The sequence below is a fragment of the Haloleucobacter ellipsoideus genome, assembly GCF_052491725.1.
In genome coordinates this window covers 321,741-346,176 of sequence record NZ_JBQWAR010000021.1, presented here as the reverse complement: position 1 = coordinate 346,176, position 24,436 = coordinate 321,741, and the positions used below count along the sequence as shown (strand labels likewise).

19 protein-coding genes and 1 pseudogene are annotated in these 24,436 nt (G+C 60.8%); 10 read left to right on the top strand and 10 right to left on the bottom strand.

Annotation, left to right across the window (positions count from 1 at the left end):
* Positions 1-9 precede the first annotated feature (9 nt).
* Positions 10-1,272, bottom strand: a pseudogene (locus ACT6QG_RS16000) (AAA family ATPase); the annotation flags it as partial.
* 225 nt (positions 1,273-1,497) lie between these two features.
* On the opposite strand from ACT6QG_RS16000, the gene ACT6QG_RS15995 reads away from it, so the two are divergent.
* From ACT6QG_RS15995 to ACT6QG_RS15965, 7 genes are read left to right on the top strand one after another with little or no spacing between them, the layout of a single operon-like run.
* Entirely contained in the window at positions 1,498-1,710 is a 213-nt protein-coding gene (locus ACT6QG_RS15995) for a type II toxin-antitoxin system Phd/YefM family antitoxin (RefSeq protein ID WP_444978583.1), read from the top strand.
* On the top strand, positions 1,707-3,524 hold the full coding sequence (locus tag ACT6QG_RS15990; RefSeq protein ID WP_444978582.1) for a class I SAM-dependent DNA methyltransferase: 1,818 nt from the start codon (positions 1,707-1,709) through the stop codon (positions 3,522-3,524). Before ACT6QG_RS15995 ends, ACT6QG_RS15990 begins: the two co-directional genes overlap by 4 nt.
* Entirely contained in the window at positions 3,524-4,798 is a 1,275-nt protein-coding gene (locus ACT6QG_RS15985; protein WP_444978581.1) for a restriction endonuclease subunit S, read from the top strand. Before ACT6QG_RS15990 ends, ACT6QG_RS15985 begins: the two co-directional genes overlap by 1 nt.
* Positions 4,795-5,241 (top strand): DUF6978 family protein, encoded by a 447-nt coding sequence (locus ACT6QG_RS15980; protein WP_444978580.1) that lies wholly within the window; start codon positions 4,795-4,797, stop codon positions 5,239-5,241. Before ACT6QG_RS15985 ends, ACT6QG_RS15980 begins: the two co-directional genes overlap by 4 nt.
* Complete coding sequence (locus tag ACT6QG_RS15975; RefSeq protein WP_444978579.1) at positions 5,238-5,999, top strand: DUF1829 domain-containing protein; 762 nt, start codon at positions 5,238-5,240, stop codon at positions 5,997-5,999. Before ACT6QG_RS15980 ends, ACT6QG_RS15975 begins: the two co-directional genes overlap by 4 nt.
* Positions 6,000-6,012: 13 nt before the next feature.
* The gene (locus ACT6QG_RS15970) at positions 6,013-6,750 is read left to right on the top strand and encodes an abortive infection family protein (RefSeq protein ID WP_444978578.1); all 738 of its coding nucleotides are present in this window, start codon (positions 6,013-6,015) and stop codon (positions 6,748-6,750) included.
* Positions 6,750-9,890, top strand: coding sequence for a type I restriction endonuclease subunit R (locus ACT6QG_RS15965; RefSeq protein WP_444978577.1), 3,141 nt, complete (start codon positions 6,750-6,752; stop codon positions 9,888-9,890). Before ACT6QG_RS15970 ends, ACT6QG_RS15965 begins: the two co-directional genes overlap by 1 nt.
* 405 nt (positions 9,891-10,295) lie before the next feature.
* Here the strand turns inward: ACT6QG_RS15965 and ACT6QG_RS15960 are convergent, their stop codons facing one another.
* Positions 10,296-11,813: an MFS transporter gene (locus ACT6QG_RS15960; protein ID WP_444978576.1), complete on the bottom strand. Its 1,518-nt coding sequence runs from the start codon at positions 11,811-11,813 to the stop codon at positions 10,296-10,298.
* A gap of 102 nt (positions 11,814-11,915) precedes the next feature.
* Here ACT6QG_RS15960 and ACT6QG_RS15955 point away from each other — a divergent pair, with 102 nt between their 5' ends.
* Positions 11,916-12,467 carry a TetR/AcrR family transcriptional regulator gene (locus ACT6QG_RS15955; RefSeq protein ID WP_444978575.1) on the top strand — a complete coding sequence of 184 codons (552 nt, stop codon included), beginning with the start codon at positions 11,916-11,918 and terminating at the stop codon, positions 12,465-12,467.
* Positions 12,468-12,552: 85 nt separating this feature from the next.
* On the opposite strand, the gene ACT6QG_RS15950 is transcribed toward ACT6QG_RS15955, so the two are convergent.
* From ACT6QG_RS15950 to ACT6QG_RS15920, 7 genes are all read right to left on the bottom strand, one after another.
* Entirely contained in the window at positions 12,553-13,311 is a 759-nt protein-coding gene (locus tag ACT6QG_RS15950; protein ID WP_444978574.1) for a class II aldolase/adducin family protein, read from the bottom strand.
* Between the two features lie 138 nt (positions 13,312-13,449).
* Entirely contained in the window at positions 13,450-14,823 is a 1,374-nt protein-coding gene (locus ACT6QG_RS15945) for an MFS transporter (protein ID WP_444978573.1), read from the bottom strand.
* 25 nt (positions 14,824-14,848) lie between these two features.
* Positions 14,849-16,528, bottom strand: coding sequence for a bifunctional 3-(3-hydroxy-phenyl)propionate/3-hydroxycinnamic acid hydroxylase (locus ACT6QG_RS15940; protein ID WP_444978572.1), 1,680 nt, complete (start codon positions 16,526-16,528; stop codon positions 14,849-14,851).
* Positions 16,529-16,581: 53 nt separating this feature from the next.
* Positions 16,582-17,448, bottom strand: coding sequence for a fumarylacetoacetate hydrolase family protein (locus ACT6QG_RS15935; RefSeq protein ID WP_444978571.1), 867 nt, complete (start codon positions 17,446-17,448; stop codon positions 16,582-16,584).
* A gap of 128 nt (positions 17,449-17,576) precedes the next feature.
* Positions 17,577-18,407, bottom strand: a complete 831-nt coding sequence (locus ACT6QG_RS15930) for a VOC family protein (protein ID WP_444978570.1) — start codon at positions 18,405-18,407, stop codon at positions 17,577-17,579.
* 125 nt (positions 18,408-18,532) lie between these two features.
* The gene (locus tag ACT6QG_RS15925) at positions 18,533-19,279 is read right to left on the bottom strand and encodes an IclR family transcriptional regulator (protein ID WP_444978569.1); all 747 of its coding nucleotides are present in this window, start codon (positions 19,277-19,279) and stop codon (positions 18,533-18,535) included.
* A gap of 471 nt (positions 19,280-19,750) precedes the next feature.
* Positions 19,751-21,154 (bottom strand): aldehyde dehydrogenase family protein, encoded by a 1,404-nt coding sequence (locus ACT6QG_RS15920; RefSeq protein WP_444978568.1) that lies wholly within the window; start codon positions 21,152-21,154, stop codon positions 19,751-19,753.
* A gap of 27 nt (positions 21,155-21,181) precedes the next feature.
* Here ACT6QG_RS15920 and ACT6QG_RS15915 point away from each other — a divergent pair, with 27 nt between their 5' ends.
* Both ACT6QG_RS15915 and qhpR read left to right on the top strand, forming a co-directional pair.
* Positions 21,182-21,658: a hypothetical protein gene (locus ACT6QG_RS15915; protein ID WP_444978567.1), complete on the top strand. Its 477-nt coding sequence runs from the start codon at positions 21,182-21,184 to the stop codon at positions 21,656-21,658.
* A 59-nt stretch (positions 21,659-21,717) separates the two neighbouring features.
* The gene (qhpR, locus tag ACT6QG_RS15910) at positions 21,718-22,716 is read left to right on the top strand and encodes an AraC-like transcriptional regulator QhpR (RefSeq protein WP_444978566.1); all 999 of its coding nucleotides are present in this window, start codon (positions 21,718-21,720) and stop codon (positions 22,714-22,716) included.
* Here the strand turns inward: qhpR and ACT6QG_RS15905 are convergent.
* A complete protein-coding gene (locus tag ACT6QG_RS15905; protein ID WP_444978565.1) occupies positions 22,611-24,380 on the bottom strand; it encodes an ABC transporter ATP-binding protein in 1,770 nt (589 codons plus the stop codon). The two genes, qhpR and ACT6QG_RS15905, sit on opposite strands and share 106 nt — an antisense overlap.
* Between the last annotated feature and the right edge of the window lie 56 nt (positions 24,381-24,436).

The following is a 24,436-nucleotide window of genomic DNA, read 5'->3' as shown; positions in this document are numbered from 1 at the left end:
TTCTTCGCTCTACAATCCGATGCCCCGGCCTCTGCCAAGGCCATGACTGAGGGAAAGTTGCCGCCCCAGCCTCATGCCTGAGTCGAAATCCATGTCGATGCCGAGTTGCTTCTTGCGACCTTCGAGCAGGGATTCCATCTGAGGATCGCGCTCAAGGCTTTTTGCCATGTTGCCCATCTCGGTGCGGGCGGCCTTGTAGCCAGAATAGTTGCCTGCCGCATACTGGCGGTCGCCGGTCTGCTTGTGGTCCCGGAACCGCTCTACGAAGCGGTCGGCGCGCAGTTCGGGATTTTGGCGCATCTCGGTTTCCCGGCCAGTTCCGGCCTCGGGGCCAGGCACGCCGTCGCCCGGCGCGCGCAATCTGTCGAGCATGTCATCGACGGCATCGCGCACGCGCTCCGGCATCAGCCTTCGCATGATCTGGGCGACACGGGCGCGGAAGGTGATGCCGCGCCGCTCGGCATAGTCCTGCGCCGGGTCGTAATCCGTCGCCATGTCCTTGGCGCGGTCGCGCGACAGGGTGCGGGCAAGACGATCCTGACTGGCGAAGTCGTCGCGGCCATAATGCAGGTCCATGCCGTCGCGGTGACGTGACAGGGCAACATAGCTGCCGTGGGCGTCCATGCCGGGCGTTGCCAACACATGCGTCCGGTCCACCGTCATGCCCTGCGCCTTGTGAATGGTCGCAGCATAGCCGTGGTCGATCCGGTTGTAGTCCTTCAAATCGAAGCTCACCCCGCGCCCGTCATCGGTGCGCACCGTCATGCTCTGCGCACTGACTTCCTCAATCGTGCCGAGGGTGCCATTCTTCACGCCAAGCCCGCGCTCGTTTTGCAGGAACATAACGCGATCCCCGGCGGCGAAGCTGCGTTCTCCGCGCTCGACCGTCATGTGCATGTCCTCGCCCAGATCGCCAGCCTCCCGCATCCTGTCGCGGGCAGCTTCGTTGAGTTCGCGCACCTCTGCATTGGTGTGGGTGAGGATGATGCGGCTGCTGTCCGGTTCTGCCTGCCGGTCCCGATCCCAGCGGTCGATCAGATCGTCGCGGGCCTGCTCCCGCGTTTCGGCGAAATGCACCATGTCGTGCGCGTCATAAGCTTGGATCGCCGCGCCGGTTCTGCCGGTCGACAGATCGCGGGTGGCGCCCCGCTGCCAGTCCTCGCGCTGGCGGCGGACCTCGTGGATTTCGACGCCGCCATGACGCTCATGGATAGACCGAAACGCCGCACCGGCTTCGATGGATTGAAGCTGCTGCGGATCGCCAACCAGAACATGCGCGAGGCGTCTGGACGAAGCTGGGAGAGATGGCGTTCGAGATGGAGCGTCCGACTGACACGAACGACAGAGTGCAGTCGCAGCCGGATCGTGCGGTGCCAAGGTGAACACAGGCGGATGTGCCGCACTAGTTTCCTGGCCAGCAAAAAGCGTGATTTGCACTTGCCCAAAAGAGCTATTTTAACCTAAATAGCCGAATTGGGGATGGGCGGGACTCAGGCCATGAAAACCATGTCGGCGCGCGAAGCGAAAAACGGCTTCGGGCTCATGATCGACACCGCGCGTGCTGAACCGGTGCTGATCGAGAAGCACGGACGCGGTGTCGTGGTGGTCGTATCCGTGGAGGAATATGAGCGGCTGTCCACTGGGCAAACGTCTGGCGAAACGCAAGATGGCGGTAAGCTACCAACCAAAGTCGAAGGGGGCAGGAAGTGACCAGGCAGGCGTTGCGAGACAAGTTCATTGCCGTTCTTACTGAGCTAGGCGGCTCTGCTGGCAACGGCCGGCTGCGCGAGACGCTGGGCTGGACCGACGCCAACTATGACGCCGTCAAGGAGGAACTCATCTCTGAGGGCGCCGTGGCGCCGGGTCGTGGGCGCGGCGGGTCGGTGTCGCTGGCCGGTACCGAAAAGGTTGCAGCCGTGCAGAAGAAGCCGCTCGCTGCGTCTCAAGCGTCGGCAGCGCCGGAGCGGGCGAATGGAAAAGGCAGGAACGGCGACCTCGGTTTCGAGGCCGAACTTTTCAAGGCAGCCGACAAGCTGCGCGGCAACATGGAGCCTTCGGATTACAAGCACGTCGCGCTCGGGCTGATCTTCCTCAAGCACATCTCGGACTCGTTCGAGACGAAGCGGTCCGCGCTTCTGGCTGAAGCCGGGGCCGACCCTGAGGATCGCGACGAATACGCCGCCGATACCGTGTTCTGGGTGCCGCCCTCGGCGCGCTGGTCCCATCTCCAGGCAAACGCCAAACAGCCCTCGATCGGCAAGATGATCGACGAGGCGATGATCGCCATCGAGAAGGATAATGAGAATCTTAAGGGCGTGCTGCCGAAGGACTACGCCCGGCCCGCGCTCAACGCGGTGATGCTCGGCGAACTGATTGATCTCATCTCTGGCATTGCACTTGGACAACAGAGGATCGAAGCGCGCGATGTGCTCGGCCGCGTCTATGAATATTTCCTCGGCCAGTTCGCTGGATCGGAAGGTAAGCGTGGCGGCGAGTTCTATACGCCGCGCTCGGTCGTGCGGGTCATGGTCGAGATGATCGAGCCCTATAAGGGCCGCGTCTATGATCCGTGCTGCGGCTCCGGTGGCATGTTCGTGCAGTCGGAGAAATTCGTCGAACTGCACGGCGGACGCATCGGCGACATCGCCGTCTATGGACAGGAGTCGAACTACACGACTTGGCGCCTCTGCAAGATGAACCTCGCCGTGCGTGGCATCGACGCGGACATCAAGTGGAACAGTGAGGGCAGCTTCCACAAGGATGAGTTGCGCGACCTCAAGGCCGATTTCATCCTTGCCAATCCGCCTTTCAACATTTCCGATTGGGGCGGCGATCGTCTACGCGAGGATGTGCGCTGGAAATACGGCATACCGCCTGCCGGCAACGCCAACTTCGCCTGGGTGCAGCATATCGTGCACCATCTTTCTCCTTCGGGCGTGGCGGGCGTTGTGCTGGCGAACGGCTCGATGTCATCCACGCAGAACAGCGAGGGTGCGATCCGGCAGGCGCTGATCGAGGGAGTCAACGGTGCGCCGGGCGTGGTTGATTGCATGGTCGCGTTGCCAGGCCAGCTTTTCTATTCGACGCAGATCCCGGTCTGCCTTTGGTTCCTCGCCAGGGATCGATCCAACGGTCTGGTCAAGAGTGAAAAGCTGCGCGACCGGCGCAAAGAAATTCTGTTCATCGACGCGCGTAAGCTCGGCCACATGGTAGATCGCACGCGTAAGGAGTTCTCCGACGCCGATATCGAAAGGATCACCCGTGCCTATCACGCTTGGCGCGGAGAGGGCGAAGCAGGTGCCTACGCGGACGTGCCCGGTTTCTGTAAGTCAGCGAGCTTGGACGAGATCAAAGGACACGGCTACGTCCTGAACCCCGGTCGCTACGTTGGCTCTGAGGATATTGAGGCTGACGATACGCCGTTTGAGGAGCGTTTCGGAGCACTCAAACAGAAGCTTGATGATCACTTTCGGGCCAGCGACGAGTCATCGAAGGCGCTTCGCGCACTTCTTGCGAGGCTTTGATGGTAACCGCCGCCCGTCCATTTGATGAACTCTTGTCATTCGTTGTAGACAACCGGGGTCGGACTTGTCCAACCGCGAGTACCGGTCTCCCTTTAATAGCTACAAATTGCATATCCAATGAGCATTTATATCCGACCAGGGAGAATGTTCGTTATGTTGATCAGGACACTTACGCCAATTGGTTTAGGGCACATCCAAAACCGGGCGACATCATATTTGTCCTAAAAGGTGCGCCCGGTCGCTGTGCTTTGGTCCCTAATCCTGTCGATTTTTGTATTGCACAAGACATGGTCGCTGTTCGCGCAGACCGCGAGAAGATTGATCCACAGTACCTGTTCGCAGCACTACGATCCCCGCTGATTCAAGATTCAATCGATCGTATGCACGTTGGAACCATGATCCCTCATTTCAAAAAGGGTGACTTCAACAAGCTTCTAGTTCCTGTTCCCGACCGCCCCATCCAGGAATTTATCGGCAGCGTTCACATGGCGCTTGTTGAGAAGATCGAGTTGAATCGACGGATGAACGAGACGCTGGAGGCGATGGCGCGGGCGATTTTCAAGGACTGGTTCGTCGATTTCGGCCCGACCCGCGCCAAGATGGAAGGCCGCGCGCCCTACCTCGCGGGGGAGATGTGGTCGCTCTTCCCCGAATGCCTCGACGACGAAGGCAAGCCGGAGGGGTGGAGTATGAAGCCGCTCGATCAAGTCGCCGATTTCCTCAATGGGCTCGCCCTTCAAAAATACCCGGCAAATGGCGGCGCCTCCCTACCAGTGGTCAAGATTGCTCAGCTTCGTTCGGGTAATGTGGCATCGGCAGACCTTGCCTCGACCGAAATTCCCATTGATTATATTGTCGAGAATGGCGACGTTCTTTTCTCGTGGTCCGGAAGTTTGCTTCAGCGGATTTGGACCGCTGGCCAGGGTGCGTTGAACCAGCACCTTTTCAAGGTGACTTCCAAGCATTTCCCGAAGTGGTTCTTCTTCCACTGGATCGCGGAACATATGCCATCGTTCCAAGCCACGGCTGCGTCCAAGGCAACGACGATGGGCCATATTCAGCGGCACCACCTCACCCAAGCCGTTACGTTCATCGGTACACCGGCCGTCATGAAGGCTGCCGACGAGATCATAGGCCCTCTATTCGAACGGCAGATCGCCAACGACTTGGAGGCTCGCACCCTCGCAGCAACCCGTGATTTCCTCTTACCCAAACTTATGTCGGGCGAGGTTCGCGTCAGGGATGCCGAGAAACTCGTCGGGGAGGCCACATGACGGTTTGGCTCAACCAGGCGGAAGCCGACGCCCTTTTCGCGATGGAAAAGCACCGCGCCGATGAGCGGCGCTGGAGCTTGCCTGACACGGGGGGCGGCATCGTCGTGCCACTTGTCTCGGCCGGTGGCGACGAATCCTTCCACCTCGATATCAGCCGGGGACGGATCAATCTCGCGAAGGGTAAGGTTCAGAATCGCGCACGAACAACGATGGTGCTGGCGCGGATAGATTTTGGCGGCCCGCCACATCGTAACCCTGACGATGAAGAGATCGCCTGTCCGCATGTTCACCTCTATCGCGAGGGGTATGGAGATCGCTGGGCATTCCCGATCTCGCCCGAAGTTTTCACGCAGCCGACGGACCACTGGCAGACGCTCGTCGATTTCATGCGGTTCTGCAACGTCACCCGCCCGCCCGAATTTGATCGGGGGCTGTTCACATGAGCGAAATCGACCTTCTGATCGATGGGTATTGGCGCTGGCTGCGAGACAAGACCGCAATCAAGCAATTGAAGGACTGGACCGAGATCACGACGCCATATCTGGACCGACACAACGACTACCTCCAGATTTATGCCCGTAAGACCGACAAGGGCTTCGTGTTGACCGATGGCGGCGAGACATTGCTCGATCTTGAGCAGTCGGGATGCCTGATGGACAGCCCGAAGCGGCAAGCGATTCTCCGAACGATCCTCAATGGCTTCGGTATCGAACAGCAAGCTACCGAGTTGCAGGTCACGGCGACTAGCGACAATTTCGCACTGCGCAAACACAACCTGATCCAGGCGATCCTGTCGGTGCACGACATGTTCTTTCTGGCCTCTTCGACTATCGAAGCCCTGTTCTTCGAGGATGTGGCGGCATGGCTCGAAAATGTCGATATCCGATACACACCGCGAGTGAAGTTCTCGGGCAAGAGCGGCTTCGATCACATGTTCGACTTCGTGATCCCGAAGTCGAAGATCGCCTCTGAGCGGATCATCCGCGCGATCAACAATCCGAGCCGTAGCACGGCGCAGAATCTGATTATGGCGTGGATTGACACAAAGGACAGCCGGCCAGAAAGCTCCGAACCCTTCGCCTTCCTCAACGACAATGAAAAGACCATCGCGGGCAACGTGACCGACGCGCTTCGAAATTATGGGATTACACCCGTTGCCTGGAGCCAGCGCGATCAGTTCCGCGAACGGCTTGTAGCGTAGGGAGGCGGCCGCGATGTCAGCCGACTGGTATCCCGGGATCAAAGCGTTCTGCGCTCACTGGCGTCATGCGCCGATGCTGCAACAGACGTTCGAGACGCTTGAGCGGGAGTTCGCCGACGAGAACGACGCCTGCATTGATGCGGCGAAAGGACTGGTCGAATGCGCTTGCCGGGTGCTGATCGATGAACTCGACAATCCGCTTAGCCCGCAGAAGCCGGAGGCGACCGATACGCCCCTCGGGCACCTTGTCGGTCTTGCCACGCGGCTGCTTGATCTTGGAACTGTTCGGCACCGCGCCTTTTCTGATCTCATCAAACAGCACAATAAGCTGACCGAAACTCTCCGAGTTCTGCGCAACGAGGCCGGAACTGTGAGCCATGGTAAGGATGGCTTTATTGCAAAGCTTTCTGTGCATCACCGCCGCTCAGCGATGCTGGCTGCCGATGCGATCATCACGTTCCTTCACGAGGCCTACCTCGAACGTGAACCCGACCCCATCCGTACGCTTGAGCCTTACGAGCGATTTCAGACAGCGAACTCTTTGATTGATGAGTACGCTGCAATTCGCAGCGAAGGGGAAGACGATGGTCTCCTTGCTGTCGTCGTGCTTCTTCCCGGCGGCGATGAAGTGCCATTGTCGATAGAAACGTCTCGCCTGCTCTTTGGCGTGGACCGCGAAGCTTACAAACTTGTGCTTAATGCGTGTCGTGAAGCCAAGGCGGCTGCGCTTCGAGACGCGGAGGTTGTCTAATGGCCTATCTTTCCGAAGCCGCGATTGAACAGGTGGTACTCGACCAACTCACCAACCTTGGCTACGCGGTTACCACTGACGCCGAGATTGGCCCGGACGGAAAGGCGCCCGAGCGGGAAGCCTATGCCGATGTCATGCTCGTCCAGCGCCTGACGGCGGCCATTGAAAAGCTCAACCCTGCGATCCCGGCAGAGGCGCGCGGTGATGCCCTGCGCAAGATTTTGGCAACCGAGAAGCCGTCGCTCGTCGAAGAGAACCGCCGCTTGCACAAGCTGATGATCGAGGGTGTGGATGTCGAATTTTATACCGAGGACGGCACGATCCGCGGCGACAAGGTTCGCCTGATCGATTTCGACGATCCCGGCGCGAACGACTGGCTGGCGACGGGGCAGTTCACTGTGATTGAGGGCAGCATCAATCGGCGCCCAGATATAGTCGTCTTCATCAATGGCCTGCCGCTTGGCGTAATTGAACTCAAGGCGCCCGGTGGCGAAAATGCCACGCTTGCGGGCGCGCACAACCAGCTTCAGACGTACAAGACGCAAATCCCGTCACTCTTCCGGACGAACGCCGTCCTTGTCACCTCGGATGGCCTCACCGCGCGCGTTGGGTCGCTGACCGCCGATCAAGAACGCTTCATGCCTTGGCGCACCACGGACGGGAAAGTCATTGCCGCGAAAGGCCAGCCGGAACTCAATGTTCTGATCGAAGGAATTTTTGATCGCCGCCGTCTACTCGATCTGCTGCACGATTTCACGGTATTCGGCGAGACTGGTTCAGGTCTTGCGAAGATCATTGCCGGCTATCACCAGTTCCACGCCGTGCGGCACGCCATTGACAAGACCGTTGAAGCATCGGCGCCACAGGGCGACCGAAAGGTCGGGGTGATCTGGCACACGCAGGGTTCGGGCAAGAGCCTTTTGATGGCGTTCTATGCCGGGCAACTCGTGCGGCGGCCTGAGCTTGAGAACCCGACTATCGTTGTCATCACCGACCGCAACGATCTGGATGACCAACTTTTCGGCACGTTTTCTATGTGTCGCGATCTGATCAGGCAAACCCCTATCCAGGCCGACAGCCGGGATGATCTGCAAGCGGCGCTCAGCCGTGCCTCGGGCGGTGTGATCTTCACAACCATTCAGAAGTTCTCGCCAGCAACCGGCGAGACGATCTATCCGATGTTGTCGGATCGCCGGAACATCGTCGTGATCGCGGACGAAGCGCATCGAAGTCAATATGGCTTCCGCGCAAGGATCGAGCAGAAGACGGGCGAAATCGCCTATGGCTTCGCGAAGTATCTGCGCGACGCTCTGCCAAATGCGTCCTTCATCGGCTTCACCGGAACTCCAATCGAAAAGGATGATGTTAATACACCAGCGGTGTTCGGCGAATACATCGACGTTTACGACATCAGTCGAGCGGTAGAAGACGGCGCTACGGTACCCATCTATTATGAGAGCCGACTTGCTCGCATCGAGATACCCGACGACGAGAAGCCGAAAATCGATGCTGAACTTGAGGAGCTAACCGAAGGCGAAGCCACTACCGACCAGGAACGCATCAAACGAAAGTGGGCGACCGTTGAGGCACTGGTTGGTTCGGAGAAGCGGCTAGCAATGGTCGCCGCCGATCTGGTGAGGCACTTCGAGGAACGCGTTGCGGCCATGGAGGGCAAGGCCATGGTGGTCTGCATGAGCCGCCGCATCTGTGTGGCGCTGTACGATCAAATCGTTGCTCTCCGCCCCGACTGGCACAGCGACGATGACGCATTAGGCACGGTCAAGGTGGTAATGACCGGCTCGGCCGCCGATCCTCACGCTTGGCAGCCGCACATTGGGACCAAGTCGCGTCGTGATCTTCTCGCAAAGCGCACGAAGGACCCCAAAGACTCGCTCAAGTTGGTGATAGTGCGGGATATGTGGCTTACAGGCTTCGACGCGCCCTCGATGCACACCATGTACATCGACAAGCCGATGAAGGGGCACGGGCTGATGCAGGCCATTGCCCGAGTGAATCGCGTGTTCCGGGACAAGCCGGCGGGCTTGGTGGTCGACTATATCGGAATCGCGCAAAACCTTAAAAATGCCCTGAGTCAGTACTCCGGGGCGGATCAGCGTCAGGCTGGGATCGACGAGGCGGAAGCGGTCGCGCTTCTGATTGAAAAGTACGAAGTCGTGAAGGCAATGTTCCACGGCTTCGACTACGCACGTGGCTTTTACGGTTCGCCGCATGAGCGCTTGGTTGTTCTGGCCGAAGCTATCGAATGGGTACTCGATCGCCAGCATGAGGCTGCCGCTAGGGAAGCCAACGAAGATGGAAAGCGGCGCGAGAACCGGCGCTACCAAGACGCTGTCCTTGCTCTGTCCAAGGCGTTTGCTTTAGCCTCCGCCAGCGACGAGGCGCGGGATATCCGGGACGAAGTCGGCTTCTTCCAAGCGGTACGTATCGCACTCGTCAAATCGGCCGACGGCACCGGAGCAAGCGCCACCAACCGGGAGTTTGCAATCCAACAGATTCTGGATCGCGCTGTCGTCTCGACAGAGATTGTCGATATTCTTGCCGCAGCCGGGATCACGACGCCTGATATATCGATCCTGTCCGACGAGTTCCTGGCCGAAGTTCAGCAACTCGAAAAAAAGAATCTCGCCTTGGAGGCGCTACGCAAACTACTGAACGACGAAATTCGCTCGCGGAGCAAGACGAACGTCGTCGAGACCAAGCGCTTCTCTGAGCGGCTGGATGCAGCCATCGCCCGATATCATACGAACGCCATCAGCACCGTCGAGGTATTACAGGAGCTCATCGAGTTAGCCAAAGAGGTCCGTGCTGCCCGTCAGCGCGGCGATGAGCAAGGACTCTCCCAAGACGAGATCGCTTTCTACGACGCGTTGGCTGAAAACGAGAGTGCCACCGAACTGATGGGCGATGCTTCTCTCAAAGTAATTGCGCATGAACTCCTCGTAAGCCTCAAAGGTAACGTCACTGTGGATTGGTCGCACCGCGAGAGTGCTCGCGCACGAATGCGAGTATTAGTGAAACGAATCCTGCGGAAGCATGGCTACCCGCCCGACCTGCAAGACGCCGCGGTGCAGACGGTTCTCCGTCAGGCGGAGGCTTTGTCGGCCACTTGGGCCGTCTGACCGGAACGCAGAATGGGGCTTACTAGAGGGCTATGGCGTAAACGTAGTGATCATCACTATCGGTCGCGGCCCGCCAGAAGGGTTTCTCAGCCTGAACCTTCCCTCCCAAGCCCTTGAATTCCAAAATATTCGGCTTTACGGGGATGCCTTGGCCATTTGCATCCATACCCGCCGCCCCACCAGAAGGAGCATATTGCGGGTATTACAGCCACCCCTCCACGGCACAGGTGATCGCGCAAGTTTGCGAGACAGGGCCGCAGATGCGGCGACGGTGTGAAGCACTCATCCGCGCCGTCCTCACCATTTCGCCTTGCGCGTTTCATCGCATTCAGTGAACAGCCATCCGCCCCTCTCATCCGTCTGCAGGCGGAAAAGATGGGGAACTACAGTTCTGCCCGGAAGGTCTCAGTCTCTGCGTGCCCTGCGGCCCTGATGTTCGCGCAGGGCAAGGAAGATGGCGAATGCGAGCAGGGCGATCATCGCCGCCGCAATCGAGAGAAGCGAAGCGTGGGCCGAGGAGAAGGCATGCCTGCCCGCCTCGATCAAGGCCGTTGCGCTCGCCGAGGGCAGGTCCTGGGCAATGATGAAGGTGTCGCCAATCGAATGTGCGGCACGTTCGGCTTGTGCCGGATCAAGCTGGGGTGGAACAACCATCGCACCGCGATAGATCGATGAGAGGAACACGCCGAAACTGGTGATGCCAAGACCGGCACCCAGCTCATAGCCGACCGCTTCCAGAGACCCGGCCGCCCCACCCTTCCCGGGTTCGACCGAGTTCATGATGGCGATGGATGAAGCCGTCAGGCCGATGCTGAGCGCGAGCCCCAGAAGCGCGAGACAGGCTGGCACCCACAGGCCGGGGGCGTGGAAATCACTCTGCCCCACAAAGGCGAGGCTTGAGGCGGTCACCAGCATGGCCAGGCTGGCGACCGTGCGCAGCCCGAAGGCATTGACAAGATATCCCGCAATTGGCCCTCCCACGGCTGCAGCGATCATGAGCGGCAGCATGAAGAGGCCAGCCTCCAGCGGGGATTTGCCGAGCACGAACTGCAGCTCCTGCGCCAGTGTCAGCTCAACCCCGGCCAGAGCGCCCGAGGCCACCAGCGCCATTGCCAGACCTGCCACGATTGCGGGGTGCGAAAAAAGGGACAAATCGAGCATCGGCCGGCTGGAGGTTCTTTGCACATGAATGAAGGCCCCGAGCATCGCCAGCCCGGCGGCAAGCGTCAGCACCACGAGCCAGCCCGGCTGCTTTCCGCCAAAGCCCGATTTGATCGAGAAGACAATGCCGATGATCCCGCCGAGCAGCATCAGCGCCTGACCGATGCTCCATGTCCCGGGCGTTCTTTCCTCGCTCTTGGGAAGGATGCGCCAGGCCAGTGGCAGCACCACCAGTATGATCGGCACATTGATCAGGAATACCGAACCCCACCAGAAATGTTCAAGCAACACACCCCCGACCAGGGGGCCTGCCGCTGCTCCGACAGCACTGACCCCGCCCCACAGCCCGAGAGCGATGGCGCGTTCCTTCGGATCCATGAAATTCCGGCGGATGAGCCCCAGCGTGCAGGGCATCATCATCGCGGCACCAAGCGCCAGCATCGCCCGCCCGAAGATGAGAAAGGCCGTATCTGGCGCAAAGGCGGCCATCAGCGAGGCCGCACCAAAGATACAGAGCCCGGTGAGCAGAAGCCGGCGGTTGCCGATCCGGTCAGCCAGCGTGCCCATCGGCACCAGCAGCCCCGCCATCAGCAGGGGATAGATGTCGATGATCCACAACACCGCATTGCCCGAAGCCCCAAGCGCCACGGTCAGCGGCGGAATGGCGATATGCAGGATGGTCATGTCGACCACCACCGGCAGATAGGCCAGCATGACGAGGACCAGCAGAACCCAGCGATTGGGTTGGGACAGGGCGGGCATGGATGCACCTTCGCAGTGAAGCGCACCAGATATAAATACATACGTATGGATTGAAAGGGGGCGGCGGCTGATTTACTGATCGTCCCGCAGGGGGAAGGCATCATGGGCAAGAAGGCGACGATCGACCGGGAAAAACTTCTGGACCTTGCCGAAAGGATCGTTCGGGAGAAGGGGACAAAGGCGCTGACCATTGATGCGCTGGCCAAAGCCGCAAGCATCTCCAAGGGCGGCGTGCAATATAATTTCCCCTCCAAGGATGCGCTCATCCGGGCTCTGGTCATGCGCTGGACCAGCCGGTTTGACGCGATGATCGGCAGCGATGATGCAGCCCCCTCGGCCACAGGCATGATCCGGCGCTATCTCGATGCCATGCGGGCCTCGGGAGAGGATATTGATGCCAAGATTGCCGGCGTCATGATCACCCTGTCGCTGGAGCCGGAGAACCTCATCGAAACGCGGGAATGGTATCGGGAATTTCTGAACGGTTTCGATCTGGGCAGCGCCGAAGGCCGCCGTGCACGTCTGGCCTTTCTGGCCATTGAAGGCGCTTTCCAGATGCGTGCGCTCGGATTATCCGAGCATGGCGACTGGGAGAGCATGCTGCACGATATCGAGACCCTGCTCGACCTGCCGCAGGCTGCACCAGAGGGATAGAACCGGGCACCATCTCATGCCCTGGCCAGCCCTTCCCGACAGAAGGCGGAAACAGCGCCATCTGTCGGATGGCGCCATTTCATTCTCAGTTGCCGGCTCCCGAACCCATGGCCCTGAGCTTCCAGAGCTCCCACGCCCTGCCGGCCTGCCCGTCATTGGTTCTGGCCGCATTGGCCGCTTCTGCCGGATTCAGATAGATGACCTCGCCAAGTTTCATGGCATCGGCCTGCAGGCGCGCATTCACCTCGGCATAGACGGCATGAAACACCGCCTGCCGCAGCGAATTTCCAACAACTGTCGACCCATGCCCGCGCATGAGCACAACGCTCCTATCGCCAAGCTGTCCGGCCAGAGCTGCCCCCAGAGCGGGGTTTCGCACCAGCATATCCGTTTCCGGTCCGGCTGACTGGCGGATTTCGAATACAGGCGCGCCCTCCCCCAGAAAACCACTCATGTGATACACGGGCTTGAGAGGTGTATTGATCAGCCCGAAAGGAATGACGGACGGGGAATGACTGTGAACGACTGCATTCACATCATCGCGCATTTTGTAGATTTCGCAGTGAATGAACCGTTCGAGATAGGTTTTGTTTCCGGTTTCAACGGGTTCACAGGTCGCAATATCAACCCGCAGAATGTCGGCGCCGGTCACCAGGCCCGGCGCCATGCTGCGTGAGATCAGCATGTGTCCCGGCCGAGCGACATCGCGGACACTGACATGGCCGAAGCCGTCAACAACACCCTGATCGAACAGTATGCGGTTGGCGGTCACAAGATCGGCAACCGTTTGATTGTCATCAGGGGCAGCATTGGCGGTTCCGGACTGCAGCAGGTTCAGGGCCATGATGGCCAGTGCTGCAAGAAGAAAAGGCGTGCGCATGGTCATGTCCAGCTTCGGTTGCCGCGGTTCATGATTGGAATGGGCAATGGGTCGGCATCTTGCGAAAGACCGCCGGGGTGTCAGTCGCCCCGGCGGTGCGTTTTATCGCGCCACGGTTTCGCAGGCCTTGGTCGGGGCGGAAGCCTCGGAGACCTTGGCAGGCTTCAGCAATCCACCCAGAACAACCGCCAGTCCCGCACACAGCGCCGGCACCGCCCCCGCAAGGAAGATCTGCTGGAGAGACCAGCCGAGGGTAAGCACCAGCCCGCCAAGTACCGGCCCGATGATCGAGCCGATACGCCCGACGGCCAGCGCCCAGCCCACGCCGGTGGAGCGGATGGCGGTGGGATAGAACTCGGCCACGAGTGCATTCAGGCCCGCCTGCGCGCCCTGCACCACAATGCCCAGCAGAACAGACACGGTGAACAGCAGCTCTGGAGAGGGCGGCAGCAGCCCAAGGGAGCCGATGAGCAACATGGCGAGGGTGAACTCAATGGTCAGGCAACGCCGTGCACCCACGGCACGCATCACAAGGCCCTGCAGCAGGGAACCAACCACACCACCGGCACTGAACAGCGAGATGGCCGTAATGCCAGCGGACATATCCATGCCCGCATGCCTGAGAACAGCCGGCAGCCAGCTCACAATGAAATAGATGATGAGCAGGTTCATGAAATAGGAGACCCACAGCAGGAGTGTCCCCGCCGCCCGGCCTTCGGTGAACAGATGGCGCAGCGGCATGCCCCTGGGGGCTGGCGCGCCCGGTATCAGGCGTATGCCCTCAAGGCCCTTCAGATGCGGAACCATGCGCCTGACGAGGGCCTTGACCTGTGTCTGGTCCGCATTTCGGGCCACAAGAAAGCGCGCGGATTCCGGCAGGCGGAAGACCAGAATGCAGGCCAGAACCATGGGCAGGATACCACCGACGATAAAAACGGACTGCCACCCCCACACGGGCAGCATCGCGGCCGCGACAAGGCCGCCCAGCCCTGCCCCCAGCGGCATGCCCGTAAACAGCAGGGAAACGAAAATGGCCTGAAGCCGGCGCGGCGCATATTCCGCCGTCAGGGCCACGACATTGGTCAATGCGCCCCCAAGACCTATACCGGTGAGAAAGCGCAGGAACACGAGCTGTTCAAAGCCGGTGACATAGGCAGAAAGAAAAGACATGGCGCCAAAGCCGAATGTGGCGCAGATGACCACCCATTTGCGCCCCACCCTGTCTGCCAGCGGGCCAAGAATGGCCGCGCCGGTCATCAGCCCCAGCAGCCCGGCCACGAAAACCGGCGCGAAGCCTGGCAGCGGATGGTTCAGTGACTCTGAAATGGCCGGGGCCAGAAACCCGATCGACTGCGTGTCGAAGCCATCCAGAACGGCGACGCAACCGCACAGGATGATGACACCGACCTGGAAGCGGCTGAGCGGACTGTCATCAACAAGGTCACCAACTGTCGTTTCCCGCATTTTGGCGGTCATGGCGTTTCCTCCATCATGATTGGACTCAGGCGACACGGCTTTCTTGTCTTTGTGCGTGCGGCCTGCCTGCGGCGTTTGCCTCCGGGAGGGATTTGCCCGGGGGAGGAGAAGACCAGCTTGAAGCGGCGAGAGCCTCGATCCAGCGGACTTCGGAAGCGGCATCGGCGATGGGAATGAGGGCCGCCACATAACGGTCCGGCCTCAAGAGCACCGCCACATCGGGGAAACGGGCCAGAGCCTCGGCGAGTTGTGATGTGCATTCGCGCACGGTGATCACGTCATCGCATGGCGTGGAGGGCAAGGCCCCGGTTTGCGCCGGAAGCACAGCGATCCTTCTGGCCTTCAGGCGATCCCAGATGGGCTGGTCGAGCCTGCCGAATGCGCCTGCCGGGTCCTGCGTGCGCACGATGAGCGAAAAGCCCGGCCCCAGCAGATCATCGAGCAGCACCTGCCTGCCATCGGCCGTTGCCACCCGGGGCTGTGGCAGAAGCCGCCCCACCAGACCACGCGCGCCGCCCCCCACAAGGAACCCCCTGGCGAAAAAAGGCGAAGGCTTGTAACGCATCTGCGCCACATAATCGCGCGCACGCGGCCAGATGTTCAGCGCATGGAAGAAGCCGCGCGTGGCCAGCCCATGCAGGGCATTGCGCGGCGCCATCACCCGGCCCATGCGCAGGGCGAGCTGGATCATCTGCCACAGATGGTCCTTGCGCTCCTCCTGATAGGTTTCAAGAAGCTTCGGCCCCAGAAGACCGCCGAGAACCACCGAGAGTTTCCACGCCAGATTCTGCGCATCCCGCAGGCCGCTATTCATCCCCTGCCCGGCAAAGGGCGGGGTGAGATGGGCGGCATCTCCGGCCAGAAACACACGCCCGACGGACCAGACCGGAGCCGAGCGGGCATGGAAGCGATAGACCACCTTGCGGCGCAAGGTGGCCTGCGGGTCCGCGCCATGGCTTGCCAGCAGCCGGCGGATCATCTCCGGCGCCAGCAGGTCGGCATCCGTTTCCCCGCGCAGAAGCTTGAACTCATAGCGTCTTGTATTGTCCGGTCCCGGCAGGGTGATGCAGGGGCGGTGCTGGTCGCAGAAGACCTCGGTATGCTTGGTGATGTTGCGGTTGTTCTCAAGGTCGATGATGAGCCAGCGCTCGTCGAAGGTGGTGCCGGCAAGCTCGATCCCCAGCTCTTCCCGCACCCGGCTTGAGGCCCCGTCACAGCCCACCAGATAATCGCAGCTTATGGTCTTTTCCGCGCCGGACCGGTCCCGCACGGAAAGGATCACGCGGTCCTCATCCTGCCTGTGGCCCAGAAACTGCCAGCCATAAAGGGGGGTGACATGGGCGAAACGCTCCAGCGCCTCGCGCAGCTGCTGTTCCAGAATGGGCTGGCGGAAGGCGTTGCGGCGGGGATAGCCATAAGGCTGGCCGGTGGGCTCCACCTTCGCGAATGGCTTCCGGTTCGGCCCGTAATAGATGGAACCATACCCGGCCACCACATGCTTCAGCGCCTCTTCCACGCATCCGGCATTTTGCAGGATGCGCAGGGCCTCATCATCGATGGAAACCGCACGGGGCTCCTGCACGGTCGTGAGATTGCGCTCGACAATAGCGGTGCGCACACCATGGACGCCGAGCAGATTGGTCAAGGTGAGACCGATCGGGCCACTGCCAATGACCACGACGGGATAATGAAGGGGCGTTTCCATGAGCGTTCCTCCCTTGGGCCATGTGTTCTTGTTGTTCAGGCTTCTGGCGCGGCTCACTCGTCGCGGATGGTGTTGACCAGAAGACCGACCCGGTCGATCTCCACCTCCACCGTGTCACCCGGCTTCATCCACACCGGCGGCTGGCGCTTGGCGCCAACACCGCCCGGCGTACCGCTGGCGATCACATCCCCGGCCTCCAGCCGGGTGAAGGACGAGCAGTACTCGATCTGCCGGGGAATATCGAAGATCATGTCCGAGAAGCGGGCATCCTGAACAACCGCCCCGTTCAGACGGGTCTGGAGACGCAGGTTCGAAAGGTCGCCGACTTCATCCGCCGTCACCATCCAGGGGCCGAACGCGCCCGTCTCGGGGAAGTTCTTGCCCGGCGTGAACTGATGCGTGTGCCATTGCCAGTCCCGCACGCTGCCATCATTGTAACAGGCATAGCCGGCCACATGGCTGAAGGCGGAGCTACGGGAAATGTAGCGGCCGGGCTTGCCGATGATGACGGCCAGCTCCCCCTCATAATCCAGCGCCGTTGAAACTTTTGGCCGGAGAATGGGCTTGAGGTGCCCGGTCTGGCTGTTGGCATAGCGGGCAAAGATGGTGGGATGCTCCACTTCCGCGCGCCCGGTTTCCCTGCGATGGTTCTCATAATTGAGACCGACACAGATGATCTTGTCCGGGTTGGGAATAACCGGCAGCCACTCCAGAGCATCAAGCGGGCAGGTCGGCGCATCCGGAAGACGCGAGGCCAGTTCAGAAAAGGCATCATGGGTGATGACGCTTTTCAGGTCCGGTAGGCGCGCACCATATACCGCGCCAAGATCATGAAAGGTCTCACCCTGAATGAGCCCCCATGTTGCGGGCCTGTCCTGAGCGTGCGACGCGGCCTTGATGCGAACGGTTGCAAGTTTCATGGTTTTCTCCGGAAACCGGGCGTGGCCGGGCAACAGCCGTGCGCGGACACGCGCCAGGGCCGGGCCTGACGCGGCTCCAGCCACGCGGGTGGTTCATCATTTGAGGTTCAAGCTTTTGGCGCGGCCCGTCAGTCGCGATAGATGGCCTTGCCCCACTTGTTCAGCGTGTAGTCTTCAGCAGGCCAGGTCTGGCTCGGGCGATCATAGACAACCTCAAGCTCAGCGCTGATTTCGATCCAGTTCCTGTCCGGGTCCTCAATAAAAATGAACAGGTTGTTCCCGGGGCCATGACGGCCGGGCCCCCAGACGATCGGGATGCGGCGATCGCCCATATGGTCGCACCAGTCCTTGATGACGCTCCAGTCCCCGGCCTCGAAGCTGAAATGGTCGATGCCCTGCCGCCCCCGCCGGAAACAGGCCAGGGTATGGTGCTCGTGATTGGAGCGGGTCCATACGGCGAGGGTGCGCCCGTCTTCCGCGCGCGCATAGTCGCTGGTGCGGAAGCCGAGCTTCTCGACATAAAAGCGCTCGATCGCATCCGGGTCCTGCGATGCCAGGGTCAGGTGCTGGATGGGGCCACGAATGCCCTCACGCCGGGGATCCTGTGCGGCCAGTCCGAAAATGATGAGATTGGCGTCGCTGTCCCGCACGGCGAAAGCCTCTTTCCCAAAGAAGGGAGAGGGCGAAGGCAACAGCTCAACACCCGCGCGCAGGGCATGCTCACGAATACCGGCCAGCCCTTCCGCATCACGACAGCCAAACCCGGCATAGCCGAGCGTGCGGCTTTCGCCCTTCAGGAAGAGCATGCGCCGAAGCGGGCCCTCACAAATATAGGCATCCCCCTCCTGCCGCATCTCCATGTCCATCGCATCGGCATAGAAGCGGGCCAGCCCTTCAGGATCAGCGCTGAGCAAAGCCATATGGTGCAGATAGGCGCCAGCCTTGATGGCAGCGGTCATCGAACGTCCTCCCTGTTTTGTTGAGGAAGGATGATTTTGATTTCGCTCAAAGTCAACAATTTTCGCAAAATATGCGAAAATTTATAGAAAATGATATTTCAATATCTCGACATATGGGAAATCAGTCATTTTCCAATGCGTTCCTCAATTTCGCGGGCCGCGGCGGCAAGCAAGGGGGCGAGCCGTGCCGCAGCGTCCATTCCGGAGCGCGGAATGACATAGCTGAGGCTGCCCAGAAGCCTCCTGTTTTCATCAAGAACAGGGGCCCCGATACCGATGCGCTCAGGGTCGATTTCCCAATGGGTGATGGCGTGGCCCTGTTTGCGCATCTCGGAAAGGCTCTTGCGGAACTCTTCCCAGCTCCCTCCAAGACCTGCCAGACGGATTTCATCTGCATAGGTCGCGAACAGGCGCTTGAGATCGCGCAGCGGCAGATAGGGCAGCATGATTTTGGATGTCGCGCCACGAAACAGCGGCATGGGCCGGCCGCGCGCATAACTCACTTCCACCATGGCCGGCGAGGCATGGGCCACCTGATGGATACACAGCACGGTATCCTTGAAAAGCCGGCACAACAGCACGACGGAATCCGGCGGGGCGTAGTGCAATATGTCGGTCATCACCGGCTCGGCCGCAGCCAGAAGAGGGTCGGTCAGCTGGATCTGCCGGTCATACTGGATAATGGCTGGGCCAAGCACATAAGCCCCGTCACGGCCGGTGGTGAGAAGGCCAGCTTCCATCAGGGAGGCTATATAGCGATATGCACTGCTGACCGAGACCTCCATCGCTTCGGCCACCTGTTCGACAGTCCAGGCTGGATGCTCCAGCGTGAACAGTTTCAGAACATTGATCGTACGGTCTCGCCCTGCCATGGATCACTCATCTCGCCGATGTGGGTTCCCTGCTTATAGGGCGCGCTGAAACGAATGCCATCCTGTTCGTCATCTTCACCATCCGGCGTTCACACAGCACAGGCATGCCCCTCTTCACCACCGGGATGAGGAGCTGCATGTGTTTGCGCCTTTTGCCCTTGTGAGATCTTGTCGAAGACATGCGGCGTTTGCGCCGGGCATGGATGACGCATCGGCCTGCAGGCGCGAACGGCAAAAAGGGCGGAATGCTCCGCCCTCTGGTTCTTGCCCGGCACATCCTCAAAAATGGACCTTCCCGCCCCCTCATCGTGTCCGGAAGGATGAACCGGAACATTTCCGCAAGGGTCTGAAACAATGCATGAAACTCTTCAGGGGCAGGAAGGCCCGGAGTGAACTGCTCTTGGGGACAATAAGGGAAACAGGATGTTTCCATATGAATGACCCGCGCCGGCGCGGGTCATATCCAGATGATCAGCGAGCTTCGTTGATCACCTGAATCTGGGTGAATTCCGCCAGCCCCTCTTCGGCGAACTCAACGCCGATGCCGGACTGCTTGGCCCCGCCAAACGGCATGTTGGGGCCAAAATCGAGATGCTTGTTGATCCAGACCGTGCCACTCTCCATGCGCCGGGCCACATGGCGGAGCTGCTCGCGATCCTCACCCCAGACCGAGCCGCCGAGGCCGTAGGGGCCGGCATTCACGTTTGCAAGCACCTCGTCCACATCATCAAAGCGCACCACCGGCAGGATGGGGCCGAACTGCTCCTCGGAAACGATGCGCGCGCTGTCATCCACATCGGCAACGATGGTGGGGCGGATGAAATAGCCGGGCCTGTCCTCCACCTGCCCGCCGGCGATGATGCGCCCTTCCTTCCGGGCATCCGCCAGAAACTCCTGGAGCTTCTCATATTGCATGCGGTTCTGCAGCGGGCCCATGGTGGTGCCCTGCTTCATCCCGTCATCCACCACGGCATCTTCCGCCAGCCGCACGAGATGGGCGCAGACCTCCTCATAGATCGAGTCATGCACATAGGCGCGCTTGATGGCGAGGCACACCTGCCCGGCATTGAGAAATGCGCCGGAATACAGGCCCGAGGCCACCTTTTCCGGGTTTGCATCCGGCAGCACGATGGCGGCATCATTGCCACCCAGTTCCAGCGTGATGCGCTTGATGGTGCCGGCCGCGCCCGCCATCACCTTCTGCCCGGTGGCGGTGGAGCCGGTGAAGGAAATCTTGGCGACATCCGGATGGCTCGTGAGGCGCGCGCCGAGATCGTTCAGGTCGGTGATGATATTGACGACACCGGCGGGAAAGATGTCCGCAATGATCTCGCCCAGCAGCAGGGTGGTGAGCGGTGTGGTCGGCGAAGGCTTGATCACCAGCGTATTGCCGGCCAGCAATGCGAAGGGCGCCTTGAAGGCGATGATGAGAATGGGGAAGTTCCACGGGATGATGGCCCCCACCACGCCCAGCGGGCGGCGGAACTGGCGCACGATGCGCTTGTCATTATCCTCGATGATCTTTTCCGGCAGATCATAGGTGGCCAGATGGCGGATGAAGGCACAGCTATAGGCGATCTCCCCCGCCGCCTCGGCCAGAGGCTTGCCCTGCTCCTGGGTCAGCAGGCGGGCAAATTCGTCGGCCCGCTCCTCCAGCCTGTCAGCAAGGGCGATGATCTTCTCGCGCCGGGTCTCGATCGGCAGCGCCGCCCATGCGGGAAAGGCTGCTTTCGCGGCCGCCACAGCCGCATCAAGCTGTTCCCCGGAGGCACGGGGCGCAACGGCCAGAACCTCCTCCGTGGCCGGGTTCAGCACCTCCATCGTGCCTGCACCCTCACACAGCTGACCCCCGATCAGAAGCTTGAAATCCGGCATGCGTAAACTCCCCAAAAGCAATTGCTGTTGCCGGAAGAGGCGGAAGGCATGCCCCCGGCCTTCCCGGTGAATGGCCCCGCGCAATGGCCAGGGCCGGCGCACAGGGAGTTCGATCTTCCTGCATTCCCATGCGCGATTCTTGATGAATCCGGCCAAAAGCGTTTTTTTCCGGGGAAAGGAAAAAATTTGGCCGGATGTGCAATCTTCTTTCTGCCGACCTGCCCCGCCCGCTGCTGCATTGCACGTGGTTTTGACCAGCCGTTCTCTGCACGCCCTGTTTCTCATGATGAAATAGTCGGCAGCGCCATGGTGCATCGCAGCAATGGCGCGACGCCGTGCCCCCCGACCCGGCACCGGATGGTATTTCAATACATGAAAAATCTGGGGAAATGCGGGAGAGCGGCGCCATTCCAGCATTCTGCGGAGAAAAACGTCATCTCCTGCCTGAGTTTCGAGCTTGAACCACAGCGCCGTTTGGGCTTTCCTTTCATTGGAGGAATTTGAGTTGGGACGCCCATAACTATAAACTGATGGTTTCCCGGCTCAGCATTCGAGATGAAGATATGGATACGTCGCTGATTTCCAGAGACGTGTTTGTTGAGCTGTGCGGCGACCTGCCGGGCAGTCCTGTAAGCACGTCTGTCGCCCAGACCAGTAAAAGGGAAATGGTACCACTCACGGCCTTCGTGAAGTCCTTGGAATATCTGCGTCCAGAATGCGGAAACGCGATGTATTTCTGGAACAAGGGCGAGGCCATCAACCTCAACTGGCTGGGAGAGCTGGGCAAGGCCATCAGCAGTTGCCAGACATTTGGTGAGGCATTGCGCACTTTCGTGCATGGCTTTCCCCTGTTGCAGTCGCATACGGATGTGTCCTTTTCCGTTGAGGAGGACTTCGCCCGTTTTTCCTATCGCCTTCTGGATGCGCGCATCTGGCCGCGCCGCTGTGATGCGGAACTGACGCTCGGCCTCGTCAATGGCATTGCCCGCCAATATGCCATTCCGCAGGAAGCGATCCGCTCTGTCGATTTCGAGCATCAGCCGGATCTCGACCCGCGCGGCATGGCCACCCGGCTGGGCCTGCAACCCCGCTTCATGCAGGATGAAAACGCCATCGTCATCTCCCGGCGCGCCCTTTCGGCAGAACGGGTGGAGCCGCCGCTCCAGCCTGAGCCGGCGATGATGCGCCTGATCGATCAGGCCCTCGCCACGCAGCGTCGTCATGCGCCGGTGGCGAACCGGGTGCGGGAGCAGATCATGCGCCTGATCGGGCGCGAGAGCATCGGCCAGGAAAAGGTGGCGCGCCTGCTCGGCATGTCCGAGCGCACCTTGCGGCGCAGTCTGGCGGCGGAGGGGCAGTCCTTCCAGGAACTGCTGGATGAGTGCCGCCGCATTCAGGGCTTCGCGCTGCTGGTGCGCTCCAAGAAGCCGATGAGCGAGATTGCCCTGCTGCTCGGCTATTCCGACCAGACCGCCTTTTCGCGCGCCCTGTCCCGTCTCATCGGCGTCTCGCCGCGTGATCTGCGCAAGACCGGGGCGGAAGAGGAAAGGGTGATCCGCTGAGTGAAGGCCCTCTCCCGGACCGGACCTGAATGGGCGATGAAAATCATCGTCCGTTCAGGAAACGCCTCTTCCAGCCGGGAGAGAATGAGACGGCAGGAAGCCGGATCGATTTCCGAGAAGCTTTCATCGAGGATCATCACCTGAGCCGGGCGCAGAAGGGCGCGAGCCAGGGCGATGCGCTGGCGCAGGCCGCCGGAAAGATCGTGCCCCGCCTCCCCCAGCCGGGTTTCCAGCCCCTGACGCTGGCGGGCCCAGTCCTCCAGATCTGTCAGTTTCAGGACATGCCAGAGGGCCGCCGCCTCCGCCAGCGGGGCGGCGATGCGCAGATTCATCGCCAGCGTGCCATGCAGGATGACAGGGCGCTGCTCGATATGGGTGATGCATTCGGCCAGCCCCTCCGGGCGCAGGCGGCCCACATCCTGCCCGCCCAGCTTCACATGCCCGCATTCCAGCGGTGCCGCACGGGTGAGCAGCGACATGAGGCGTGACTTGCCGATGCCCGAAGGACCATCCAGCAGAACCCGCTCGCCCTTGCGCAGGGTGAAGCTCACCGGCAGATGCTGGCCATGACGGGCGCGCGCCTCCTGAAACACGATCTGCCCGACCTCCGGCGCCGGCGCGCCGGGCTGCGGGGCGCGCGCCATGCCGACCACGCCGGAAAGGCGGCGCATCGCCACCTGTGCGCGGGCCTGCGCATGATAAAGCCCCAGCATGTTGCGCAACGGGCCTGTCATCATGCCGGTATAGGCAAGAAAGGCGACCAGCGCCCCGATCTGCCACTGCCCCAGATATACGAGATAGCCGCCATAAAGCAGAACGCCCGTTCGGGTCACGGCGGTGATGATCTGGCTGATGGATGAGACGGTATCGTTCCACAGCCGCTGTTTCATCAGGGCTGTGACCTGTCCGTTCTGGCGGTGCCTGAAATCGTTCACCCTCAAGGGTGTCGCATTGAGGCTGCGCAGCATGGAGGTGGCCGCAAGGCTTTCCATCATGTGCGATGAAAGCCCCCCGCGGATCTCCCGCGTCACCTCGGCATGATGGGTGGTGGTGCGCCGGGCCCAGGCGAGAAACACCAGTTCGAGCGGCGCGGTGAGAACCGGCAGCAGAACCAGCCTCCAGTCCAGAGAGGCCATCATGATCACGCCACCCACAAGGCGGAACATGGCCCCCACCGCCACCAGAACCGAGTCAAACGCAAAGCGCTGGATTTCCGATGTATCGCCATCGATACGCGCGGCCGCCTCGCCGAGCGGCATGGGTGGCTGGGCCGGATCCTGATGCAGGGCAGCCGAAAGGACGCTGGCCCGCAACTCGGCCAGCATATGCACCGATGCCCGCAGATGAAGCATGGAATTCACCATGCCCAGCCCCACCGATCCCAGCCCGGCAAGGAAGCTCATTGCGGCCCAGAAGAACAGGGCGGACAGGTCCCGCGCCATGATCCCCTGATCGATCAGCGCCATGGTGAGCATGGGAACGGCCAGCCCGAGAGCAGCGGCCAGCAGGGAGGTTGCCAGCACCAGTCCGACCCCGGGCATGGCCCGCGCCAGAACCGGCTTCATCCACTCCGCCGTCTCGCGCCCGAAGAGCACGCCCGAGACAAGGCTGGCGCAGCGCAGGGCGAATGTGCCGGTGGGGACAATGGGAGCCTGTGCTGTCATGTGGCATCCTGCGATCGAAGAGCGAGGGAGAAGCACCCGTCAGGTCAGGGGATGAA

Bases quoted from the DNA above. Each gene is read 5' to 3' on its own strand.
- ACT6QG_RS15995 (WP_444978583.1), top strand. From the start codon at position 1,498: ATGAAAACCATGTCGGCGCGCGAAGCGAAAAACGGCTTCGGGCTCATG.
- ACT6QG_RS15985 (WP_444978581.1), top strand. From the start codon at position 3,524: ATGGTAACCGCCGCCCGTCCATTTGATGAACTCTTGTCATTCGTTGTA.
- ACT6QG_RS15980 (WP_444978580.1), top strand. From the start codon at position 4,795: ATGACGGTTTGGCTCAACCAGGCGGAAGCCGACGCCCTTTTCGCGATG.
- ACT6QG_RS15975 (WP_444978579.1), top strand. From the start codon at position 5,238: ATGAGCGAAATCGACCTTCTGATCGATGGGTATTGGCGCTGGCTGCGA.
- ACT6QG_RS15970 (WP_444978578.1), top strand. From the start codon at position 6,013: ATGTCAGCCGACTGGTATCCCGGGATCAAAGCGTTCTGCGCTCACTGG.
- ACT6QG_RS15965 (WP_444978577.1), top strand. From the start codon at position 6,750: ATGGCCTATCTTTCCGAAGCCGCGATTGAACAGGTGGTACTCGACCAA.
- ACT6QG_RS15960 (WP_444978576.1), bottom strand. From the start codon at position 11,813: ATGCCCGCCCTGTCCCAACCCAATCGCTGGGTTCTGCTGGTCCTCGTC.
- ACT6QG_RS15955 (WP_444978575.1), top strand. From the start codon at position 11,916: ATGGGCAAGAAGGCGACGATCGACCGGGAAAAACTTCTGGACCTTGCC.
- ACT6QG_RS15950 (WP_444978574.1), bottom strand. From the start codon at position 13,311: ATGGCCCTGAACCTGCTGCAGTCCGGAACCGCCAATGCTGCCCCTGAT.
- ACT6QG_RS15945 (WP_444978573.1), bottom strand. From the start codon at position 14,823: ATGACCGCCAAAATGCGGGAAACGACAGTTGGTGACCTTGTTGATGAC.
- ACT6QG_RS15940 (WP_444978572.1), bottom strand. From the start codon at position 16,528: ATGGAAACGCCCCTTCATTATCCCGTCGTGGTCATTGGCAGTGGCCCG.
- ACT6QG_RS15935 (WP_444978571.1), bottom strand. From the start codon at position 17,448: ATGAAACTTGCAACCGTTCGCATCAAGGCCGCGTCGCACGCTCAGGAC.
- ACT6QG_RS15930 (WP_444978570.1), bottom strand. From the start codon at position 18,407: ATGACCGCTGCCATCAAGGCTGGCGCCTATCTGCACCATATGGCTTTG.
- ACT6QG_RS15925 (WP_444978569.1), bottom strand. From the start codon at position 19,279: ATGGCAGGGCGAGACCGTACGATCAATGTTCTGAAACTGTTCACGCTG.
- ACT6QG_RS15920 (WP_444978568.1), bottom strand. From the start codon at position 21,154: ATGCCGGATTTCAAGCTTCTGATCGGGGGTCAGCTGTGTGAGGGTGCA.
- qhpR (WP_444978566.1), top strand. From the start codon at position 21,718: ATGGATACGTCGCTGATTTCCAGAGACGTGTTTGTTGAGCTGTGCGGC.
- ACT6QG_RS15905 (WP_444978565.1), bottom strand. From the start codon at position 24,380: ATGACAGCACAGGCTCCCATTGTCCCCACCGGCACATTCGCCCTGCGC.